This window comes from Candidatus Laterigemmans baculatus (assembly GCF_010367455.1).
In the GTDB taxonomy this organism is placed as follows: Bacteria; Planctomycetota; Planctomycetia; order Pirellulales; family Pirellulaceae; genus Laterigemmans; species Laterigemmans baculatus.
On record NZ_WRPR01000004.1, the window covers coordinates 1 to 9,664 of the forward strand.

The 9,664-nt window shown below is 62.3% G+C and carries 8 protein-coding genes; 1 reads left to right on the forward strand and 7 read right to left on the reverse strand.

The window, feature by feature from the left end; genetic code table 11:
- Nucleotides 1-177 precede the first annotated feature (177 nt).
- From GNK13_RS00450 to GNK13_RS00465, 4 genes are all read right to left on the reverse strand, one after another.
- Nucleotides 178-645, reverse strand: coding sequence for an EVE domain-containing protein (locus GNK13_RS00450; RefSeq protein WP_164100463.1), 468 nt, complete (start codon nucleotides 643-645; stop codon nucleotides 178-180).
- A 374-nt stretch (nucleotides 646-1,019) separates the two neighbouring features.
- Complete coding sequence (locus tag GNK13_RS00455) at nucleotides 1,020-2,150, reverse strand: Gfo/Idh/MocA family protein (protein WP_164100464.1); 1,131 nt, start codon at nucleotides 2,148-2,150, stop codon at nucleotides 1,020-1,022.
- Nucleotides 2,151-2,346: 196 nt separating this feature from the next.
- Nucleotides 2,347-3,396 carry a sugar phosphate isomerase/epimerase family protein gene (locus tag GNK13_RS00460; protein ID WP_164100465.1) on the reverse strand — a complete coding sequence of 350 codons (1,050 nt, stop codon included), beginning with the start codon at nucleotides 3,394-3,396 and terminating at the stop codon, nucleotides 2,347-2,349.
- A gap of 170 nt (nucleotides 3,397-3,566) precedes the next feature.
- Nucleotides 3,567-4,802 (reverse strand): hypothetical protein, encoded by a 1,236-nt coding sequence (locus tag GNK13_RS00465; protein WP_164100466.1) that lies wholly within the window; start codon nucleotides 4,800-4,802, stop codon nucleotides 3,567-3,569.
- Between the two features lie 218 nt (nucleotides 4,803-5,020).
- On the opposite strand from GNK13_RS00465, the gene GNK13_RS00470 reads away from it, so the two are divergent.
- Nucleotides 5,021-6,214: an aldose 1-epimerase family protein gene (locus tag GNK13_RS00470; RefSeq protein ID WP_164100467.1), complete on the forward strand. Its 1,194-nt coding sequence runs from the start codon at nucleotides 5,021-5,023 to the stop codon at nucleotides 6,212-6,214.
- Between the two features lie 109 nt (nucleotides 6,215-6,323).
- On the opposite strand, the gene GNK13_RS00475 is transcribed toward GNK13_RS00470, so the two are convergent.
- Genes GNK13_RS00475 through GNK13_RS00485 form a run of 3 tightly spaced genes read right to left on the reverse strand, consistent with a single transcriptional unit; the run spans nucleotide 6,324 to nucleotide 9,282 of the window.
- A complete protein-coding gene (locus tag GNK13_RS00475; RefSeq protein WP_164100468.1) occupies nucleotides 6,324-6,902 on the reverse strand; it encodes a DUF3299 domain-containing protein in 579 nt (192 codons plus the stop codon).
- A 43-nt stretch (nucleotides 6,903-6,945) separates the two neighbouring features.
- The gene (locus GNK13_RS00480; RefSeq protein WP_164100469.1) at nucleotides 6,946-7,749 is read right to left on the reverse strand and encodes a DUF3299 domain-containing protein; all 804 of its coding nucleotides are present in this window, start codon (nucleotides 7,747-7,749) and stop codon (nucleotides 6,946-6,948) included.
- Between the two features lie 42 nt (nucleotides 7,750-7,791).
- The gene (locus GNK13_RS00485) at nucleotides 7,792-9,282 is read right to left on the reverse strand and encodes a hypothetical protein (protein WP_164100470.1); all 1,491 of its coding nucleotides are present in this window, start codon (nucleotides 9,280-9,282) and stop codon (nucleotides 7,792-7,794) included.
- Between the last annotated feature and the right edge of the window lie 382 nt (nucleotides 9,283-9,664).

A 9,664-nucleotide genomic window follows, 5' to 3' on the forward strand; every position in this document is an offset into this window, starting at 1 on the left:
CCCCACGGCTTGGCTGCGGAACTTTCGTTCGCAGCCAAGCCGCGGGGGAGAGGGGACCGGAAAACTGCACGACCTCCGGGGGGAGGGTGATGGCTTTGGCGGAACAGCTTCAACTCATTTACGAGAAAGTTTTCACCATCCCAGCCCGGCCCTCCCACGGGGTGGGAGGGTGACGGCCTACGGTGCTTTCGCCTTGGCGAGGATTGCGGTCCACTCGGCTTTGCGGACCGGCTGGACGCTCAATCGGCTCCCCTTGCGGAGCAGCTCCATCTCCTGGAGCTTCTTCATCTCCCGCAGTTCGGCGAGCGTGAGCGGCTGCTCGAATTTTTCGTCGAGCCGCACATCGACCATGTACCACCGCGGGTTTTCCGGATCGCTCTTGGCGTCGTAGTACTTGCTCCGCTTGTCCCACGCCGACGGATCAGGATAGCCGCTGCGGACGACTGTCGCGGTCCCCACGATCGCGGGATTTTTGACGCTGTGGTACAGCAGCACCCGATCTCCCTCCTGGAGCTCGTCGCGGAGCATGTTGCGGGCTTGGTAATTCCGCACTCCGTCCCAGTGGGTCGTCTGCTCGGGAGCTGCGGCCAAGTCGTCGATCGAGTACGAGCTGGGCTCGGTCTTCAGCAGCCAGTAGGACGTCATCGCGGGGGGCGTTTCCTGTGTCGATTCGAGGCGTTGTTTGATTCCGGCCATTGTCCGCCCCGGGGCAGGGGCGAAAGATGGCTGGGCCGAAAGATGGCTGGGCGTTCAGCACCCTCGGGAGTGAGAAAGCCTGACGGTCCTAGCGAACGCGCGGGGGCAAGAAATTTTCAGCAGAGCTCGCTCGCCCCTTGCCGATATCTGTGTTTACCGGGTGGAGGATCCCCCGTGGTTGCAGGTCAGGGAAGACCGTTACGCTTGTTCTCCCTGCACCGGAAAGCACCCACGATCATGTCCGCAGACATCATTCACGCCGCGCTCGGCGTTCTCTTCACCACGGTCTGGCTGATGGTTGGACAAATCCTCGTCGGCGACCACTAGACGCTCTTCCAAGCCCGCTCGCCGGCGCTTGAGAGCACTGCGTCGCAGACCTTCTGGGTCTGCAGCGCGTCGCGGAAGTTCGGATGCGCTGCCTCGCCGGTCTCCAGGCTCTTGAGGAAGTCGGCGACTTGATGCGTAAACGAGTGCTCGTAGCCGATCTGCAGCCCGGGGACCCACCAGTGGTCCATGTAGGGCTGGTCGCCGTCGGAGACGTGGATGCTCCGCCACCCGCGAACGATCGAATCGTCGCGGTGATCAAAGTATTCGAGCCGATGGAGATCGTGCAGGTCCCAGGCGATCGAAGCATGTTCGCCGTTGATCTCGAGCGTATTGAGCGCCTTATGGCCGCGGGCGTAGCGGGTCGACTCAAAGAGTCCCAGCGAGCCGTTTTCAAAATGGCACAAGAATGAGCAGGCGTCGTCGATTTTGACCGGAGCGGCTTCCCCCGTCTCGGCGTGCTTGCGCTGTTTCACAAATGTCTCGGTCACCGCCGATACATCTTTGATCCCCCCGTTGAGCCACATCGCCGTGTCGATGCAGTGGGCCAGCAAGTCGCCGGTCACGCCGCTGCCGGCCGCTTCAGCGTCCAATCGCCAAGTCGCCGCACCTCCTTGAGGCACATCGGCGTTGATCGTCCAGTCCTGCAGGAAGAACGCCCGGTAGTGGAAGATGCGGCCGAGTCGGCCTTCGTCGATCAATTGCTTGGCCAGCGTCACCGCGGGCACTCGGCGGTAGTTGTACCAGACCATATTGGCAACGCCCGCCTTCTCGACCGCCGCACACATCTCCTCTCCCTCAGCGACATTCATCGCCAACGGTTTTTCGCAGAGGATCATCTTGCCGGCTTTGGCCGCTTCGATTGCGATTTCCTTATGCAGGTTGTTCGGCACGCAAATGTCGACCGCGTCGATGTCATCCCGCTTGAGCAGCTCTCGCCAATCAGTCTCGACCGATTCATAACCCCAGTTGTCGGCAAAGCCCTGCGCCTTTTCCTGGTTGCGAGCGCACAGCGCCTTGAGCACTGGGCGGTATTCGTTCTGGAAAAAGCGGGGGGCTTGGCAGTAGGCGTTCGTATGAGCTTTGCCCATAAAGCCATAGCCAATCATGCCGATGTTGAGATTTTTCATGGGGAATGACTCGGGAGGATTTGAAGGATGAAAGGAATAGCCCTCAGCCGCCATGGGCTAGCCGAGATTATTCATCAGCCGCCGGGCGCTAGCCCCCGGTTCTCGAACGCGCTGTGGAAACCGGACGCTAGCGCGTGGCGGCTGATAGGGTACGCCGCCTGGTCCACCGGGTCAGGCGAGACGAGTCTCGAAACAATCAGTTCCAGCCGTGAGCGTCTTGGACGCTGATCATTGCTTCCAAAATGCTGTTCCAAGTTTCTTGCTGGTGCATCACTTCGTTCGAGAACATGCACCCGTCCCAACAGATGTGCTCGATCGTCTTCAGCACTTCGCCGTGTTCGTCGCGAAGCCAGAATCCGGCGTCCTCGGCGATGTTGAGTTTGCCGTTGGGATCGGTCGGCAGGCAGTGACGGCCCGTCTTATCATGGCTTCCGCTACCGAAAACCGTGGCATCGTTCTGGGCGACGTGGAAATCGATCGTCCAGGGCCGCAAGGCGTGGGTCAGTTCCCGCAGCGCCTCCTTCTTCTTGGCGTTGTCCGACCAATCGAAGTCGCTTGGCAACAGCGCGTCTTCCGGAGCGTTGTAACCGAGCAGGTAGAGCAGGGTGTGAGCCATATCAGCTTGAAAGCCGAGCCGCTCGGGGCGGCCGACTCGCTCGAGCAAGTCCACCATGTGCCGCCACGAATGCATCCCACCCCAACAGATTTCGCCTTCGGCCGCCAGCCGCTCGTCGAACTCTTCGGCGATGTCGGCCGCCGCTTTAAAGGTGTCGGCGATTTTGGACTGGTTGTTCTCGGGATCTTTTGCCCACTCGCTGACGCCGGCCGCCGAGTCGATGCGGACCACGCCGTAGGGACGAATGCCGATTTCCCGGAGCCGGCGCGCGATCTGGCAGGCCTTGCGGACCTGGGTCAAAAACGCTTCCACCTCGTCGGGATCTCCCATCGCCGAGCCACCCCCGGTCGGCGGCCAGACCGGAGCCACGACGCTGCCGATGACCAGTCCCCGGCTCCGCACCCGCTCGGCGAGGTTTTGCAGATCCCCATCGCTCGAATCGATCGACACGTGCGGGTCGGATAGGAACAGATCGACCCCATCGAATTTGCGGCCGTCGACTTCCGCCGCCGCGGTCAGGTCCAGCATCGTGTCTAGCGCGATCGGCGGATCGTTGCCTTCGCCCCCTTTGCCCACCACACCAGGCCACGCCGCGTTGTGAAGTTTCGGAAAGCTGTTGTTGCTAGACATGTGCTCAAAGCCTCAGGAGGAAACTGGATCAAACTCTATCAGCCGCCACGCGCTAGCGTCCGGTTTTTGCCTTGCGTTTGGGAACCGGGGGCTAGCGCCCGGCGGCTGATGAATACTGCGGCCTGCCGTCCGGCGGCTGATGAAGCCCGTCGCCCGGCGGCGGATACGTTTTACACGTTCGGGCGGGTGTCGGGGCCGAAGTAGCGGAGTCCGACCAGCGGCTCGCTCCCCGTGTTGTGGATCTCGACTCCGGCGGTCGCCGCTTCATGACTGATGAAAACTTCGTCCTCGGTGTTCTCGCCGAAGCGGATCATCGCCGGCGTCTGGAGTTTGAGATTGCCCATCCGGCCGCTTCCTTGGACGGTGATCCAGCCGCTGGCACCTTGATCTTTCAAAACGCACTTGGCGCCTGGCTGGAGCGTCAATTCCTTAGCGCTAAAGAGCTGTTGGCCGTCGACGGTTCCATAGACAACCCACAAATCCTCATAACCATCTCCGCTCCGCTCTTCGTCGCGGATCGGTTCCAGATAGTTGGATTCCTTGAAGTGGGTATCGACGTTCTTATCCCAGTCCAATTGTCCGACGATAAAGTCGAGGTCTTGGTGCTTGTCCTCGGGCATATCCTTAACCAGCAAGGACCAGGGGACGTAGCGACCTTCGACGATCGATTGGAACATCCCAAACACGTCGCTGCCCCACTGCGGCTCATAAGTGCAGAGGCTGCCGGGGGCGTGCAGGACGCCCGGCGGAATCAACCAGCCGGTGCCTCGTTTGAGACGGTAGGCCCGGGAGAGGTCGAGGATTCCGTTGTCGCCCTCGTTCCAGTTTTCTAAACAACGCCGCACATCTTCCGGTTTCGTTCCTGGCTCGAGCCCCATGAACGTGTAGGCGAAATTGTTGTCGACGTTGTTCAGCTGGGGCGGGAAATAGTAGCTCTCGGGTTTCCCTTCTTGACCGACCAGCGCCGCGTCTTCGAACGACTGGTGCATATGGTGCGGGATGGGTCCCATATTGTCGAAGAATTTCGAATAGACCGGCCACCGCTCGTACTTGCTGAACACCGGCTCGCCGATCAAGCGTTTGCCGGCTTCGGCGACCGCGTCTCGGAGGAGAAATTTTTTGCCTTCGAACAAACAGAAGCTGAGGCCTTCGTGCCATACCCGGCCATCGTTGGCCGCTTCGGTGGTGCTGGCGAACCACCGTTCATCAATGCCGCCACGATCGGCGCCGAAACGATAGTAATCGCCCGGGTGCAACTTGATCCGCCGTCCCGGGTGGAGGAATGAGCGGGGGACCCAGGTGGGAGTCAGCCGCAGCAGCCCGCCGCCGGCGTCCAGTGCCGACTCGAGCACCGAAGCCACTGAGTCGGATTTGATTAAACCCTCGTCCAATTTAACTTCTGTCATCTCTCGTCAGTTCCTGCGATTCGGCGGAGAGGATTATCGATCGGCGAAAAAAAAGCCAGCGCGAACGCGGCCGTGAGGTCGGGCGAGGCAGCTGGCGAGTGGATGTTTTATTCGCTCAGCGGTACGGTTACAAGTTACAGCACTGCCGCCGTGCCAAGGGCGGACGCTATCCCTTCCCTGGCCAGAACTCCGTCAAGACTCGCACCGAGGCCGCTGTGATGACGCAGGTTTTCCCGCTGTACGGACTCTCCACTCCGCCGCTCGGCCAACCCAGTTCGCTTCCCACTGCCGCTGCGGCCGATCCGTCCGGCGAGTTGCCCGAGGAGATCGAGACCGTGCGCGGCCGCGTGCAGCTGCGGCGGCAACGGGGCGATGCGGGAGTCTCCGCCGGCGTCGAGCACCTGCACGTCGGCGGCGAGCGGGCCGGTTTCACCCTGCTGCCGACGCGGGGAATGGGGATCTGGAAAGCGTGGGCCGGAGAGCGGAGCTTCGGCTGGAATTCACCCGTCCAGGGACCGGTTCACCCGGCATGGGTCCCGCTCTCGGAGCCAAGTGGATTGGGTTGGCTGTCGGGATTCGACGAGCTGCTGGTGCGGTGCGGGCTCGAGAGCAACGGAGCGCCGCAGTTCGGCTCAGGCGGACAGCTCGAGTATCCGCTGCACGGGCGGATCGCCAATCTGCCAGCCGAATCGCTGAGTGTCGCGGTCGATGCAGAAGCAGGCACGGTCGAAGTCCGCGGCACGGTCCGCGAGTCGCGGCTGTTCTTCACGAATCTGTCGCTCGAGTCGACCATTCGCATGGCAATCGACGGCGAGACGATCGAAATCGAGGACCGCGTCACCAACCACTCCGACAGTCCGGCCACCGCGCAGTTGCTGTACCACATCAACCTCGGCGCGCCGCTGCTGAGCGAAGGAGCGACGCTGGTCGCCCCGGCGGTGGAGGTCGTTCCCAAAACCGATCAGGCGGCCGCGGCGATCGACTCGTATCCTCGCTACCAAGGGCCGCAGGTCGGCTTCGCCGAAGAGGTTTACTTGATGCGGCTGGTAGCCGATCACTCGGGATGGACGCGAGCGCTGCTCCGTGGCGCCGACGGCACGGCGGGCTTCGGCGTCAGCTTTGACACTTCGACGCTTCCCTACTTCATCCAGTGGAAGAACACAGCCGGGCTTGCCGATGGCTACGTCACGGGCCTCGAGCCGGCCACCGGATTTCCCAACACCCGCAGGTTCGAAGAGGCGAACGGACGAATCGTCTCGCTCGAGGCGGGAGAGACGCAGACGCATCGGCTGCGATTGCATCTGCTCAGCAGCGCCGAGCAGGTCGAGGCGTTCGAAGCCGAAGTCCGCAAACTGGCGCTGGCCGACCCCAAGATCGACCGGCGGCCGCGCGACGGTTGGTGCGAAGGGTGATGCCAAGATCAGCCGCCACGCGCTAGCGTCCGGTTTTCCCGGCGTGTTCGGGAACCGGGGGCTAGCGCCCGGCGGCTGATGCAATACCCGGGCGACCGCCCTCGGGGCCTTACTCCACCGCGGTCGCTTCCATTTCGTAGATGGCGTAGTGCCCTTCGTCGCCCGGATATTTGAATTCTTTGATCTTGAACTTGCCTTTGACGGCCACCGGACGCGTGGTGAATTCGGCCGTCGCTTCCCCCTTCATCTGCACGATGATGCAGTCGTAAAGGGCCGCACCGGGACCGAAGCAGCATTCTTGGTTATCGCGGACCAAGACGAACTTCTTGATGTTCTTCATCTGCATCACCGAGGCGGGCAGAATGAAGCCGCGGATTTGAATTGTCTGATTGTTGAGCTTCTCGATTTCTTTGGTCAGCATCTCACGTTCGAATTTGCCATCCTTTTCGATGTCAAACTTCAGGTTGTCGAACGTGATCTCCCCCTTCCGCTGCGGCATCCGGCGCTGGGCTCGCGGATCGTCCTCCGCAGCGGCCGACTGCTGGTATTCGGCCGGAACCGGGCGGCGGCCGTCTTGGGCAAAGGCCGAGGGAACGAGCAGCGATGCAAGAAGCGATCCAGCGAGACCGATTCCCGCAAAAACGCGAGAGCTGCGAGCGGCGGCAGTCGGCGTGTGGGAGGCGGGCATGGCTGCGGATCCAGGGTTCGAGGGGAGGCGTGCGTGACGGTGCCTAGTTCACCATATCGGCTTGTAAACGATAGAAGACCGCATTGTCAAAGTCACGGCTGGTCTGGCGGTACTTGTTCACGACGAACTTACCAGCGAGCTTGATTTTCATCATCGACGACCGCACCGTTTGGCCGCCCGTAAGGGTCACTTCGATCATGCTGCTGCTCCGCGGTTCACCGCCGAAACAGCAGGTTCCGAGGTCGGGGACCAGCACGAAGCGGCGGAGTTCTCCGTCGCCCGAAGCGGGATGGATGTAGCCTTTCAAGAACACATCCTTGCCATCGATCGCCAGCGCCTCGGCCGTGGGCGCATCGGGTTGGCCTTCGGGAGTCTGCAGCGCGTAGAACGAGACCCGCTCGTAGCCCTCGGGAACTTCGGTCAAATAGACGTAGGTGTGCATCGCCACGCCCCCGAAGAGCAGGCATCCGTTGAGCGCCATCCCGCCGATCGCCAGCGCTCGGCCGCTGTACTCATTCGGGTAGCGGCGAATGGTCCGGAAGGCGAACAGGGCGGTAATCAAGCCCACCAGCGAAAGCACCAGCATCGCCTCGAACGCGGGCACCAGTCCCGGCACCGCGAGGACCGCCAGGACGAGTGAGACGATCGCACCGCGGCTGAGCGCCCGGTAAGGTTGATCGCTCGGGTCGCTCGAAGCCGACAGCCCCAGAGCCTGCGGCGCGTAGGACTGCGACGCGGAGGACTGCGGCGCGGAGGACTGCGACGCGTAAGGCTGCGGATCCGCGGAGGACTGGAGACTGGCGGGCTGGGGACTAGCAGCGGATGCGGAGGGAGCAGCAGTAGCCATCTGCGAAGATCACCCGAAGAAAGGTTTCTGAGAATGGAGAACTCAGCGACGCGACACTTGCCGCACGTACTGGGGCCGCGGTTGAGGGCCACCGCTGATCAACAGATAGCCGAAGATCAGCAGCGACGCGGTCGTAGTAGCCAGTACGGTCAACATCTGCGAGCGGTTCGGAATTCTCAAACCGAGCGAAGCGGGCTGCTCGGCTCGCTGACGCTCGGAGACGAACGCCAGCGGGCGGGCATCGGCCACCGGACCTTTCGCGAATGAGCCTTTCGCAAATGAGCCTTTCGCCACTGGGCCTGGGCCTTTCGCCACTGGGCCACCGGTGGAGCCCATCGCGATCGGCACTTCGCTGTTTCGCCGAGCGTCGGACGAGGTGGGCTGCTTATCGGCTGGCGGCACCGGAGCGGTAAAGTAGGTATTGGCCCGTTTGACCGCTTCGGGATCGATCTCCTTGAGCTTCTCCATCGCCACCTTGGCTTCGGGCAGCGGGCAAGCGCGGACGTAGTTGACGACCGGGACGCGGATCCAGTTGTTGTCCGCTTCGGCCTCGGCGAAGAGTTCCACCAAGCGATCGAGCTGTGTCCAGTCGCCCCAGCGGGCCAAGTCGGGGATCACCAAGTCAGCCAAGTCGGGACGCTCGAGCACGTGGTGCAGCGATTTGACCAGCTCGGAGCGGGGGATTTCGTCGGTCTCGGTGCCATGGAAGCGAATCGCCATGATCGCCCCATAGGTATCGGCATAGGGAGCTTGCTTGTTGGCCAGGAACAGCTCGTCGATCAGCGGCAATCCGTCGGCTCCGGCCAGCTTCAGGTAGCAAGCGACCAGGGCGTCGAGTCCGGTGCGGGCCGACTTCTGGGTGCTCCGCAAAAAGCCCTCGAGCATCGGTACATCTTCGGCGGTACCGCATACGCCGAGCATCGTCAGGTACAACCGGCGGCGATCGGCCGGCATCTCCGGATCCCTGATCCACTCGACCAACTGGTCGTGGTCCATGTCGTCCTTGAGCCGCTGGACCGCTTCGTAGGGAGCGATCGCAAATTCGTCATACGCGTCGCGGGCGAGCATCGTCGTCTCGCTCTCCAAGTACTGCTGGAAAAACCGCAGCTTCTCCAGATCGTCCTCGGGCAACTTCGTCACGGCCACCAGATACTCTTCGGCCTCCTTTTCGACCGGCAGCGGGGAGGACCACATCAGCTGCGGGGGCTCGACCCCGCTGAGCATGAATCGCCGCCCCGGTTCGACGCTGCCGTAATAGACAGTTTGAACGATCGCACCGGGAGCGATGAGTTTCTCGCCTTTGAGGACTCGCACCACTTTCAGCGAGACCTCACCCGACTCCGCGTCCCGCTCGCTGCCCGCGGTCGCTTCGGCAATGACCACCGCGTCCATCGTCTCCATCTCCTGGCGGAGCGTTTGCGAGACGGCACTACAGAACGGACAGGCCAGAGCAGGGGAGGCCGCAAGGGCTGAGAACAGCACTGCGGAAGCAGCGACGGCGATTCCAAACGGACGGCGCGTGGTAAACAGCATGACGCGGTTCGTGGGGGTAGGTTGAATTATCGATCTTGGTCCACCCGGGAGCGTTCCCGCAGACTCTCTCAATCATAGGTGATAGAAGGGGCGAGCGAGAAGTGTTCAAGCTGTGGCCCGGAACGGCTCTGTCCGAAAACCGTGAGCCGACGGCGCTAGCCGCGGGTGTTGCAGCGAAAATTCTGGGGCTGTGAGGCCCGAGGCTAGCGCCTACGGCTCAAAAGACCGAAAACCCTGAGCCGACGGCGCTAGCCGCGGGTTCTGCAGCGAAAATTCCGGGGCTGTGAGGCCCGAGGCTAGCGCCTACGGCTCAAAAGACCGAAAACCCTGAGCCGACGGCGCTAGCCGCGGGTGCTGCAGCGAAAATTCCGGGGCTGCCAGG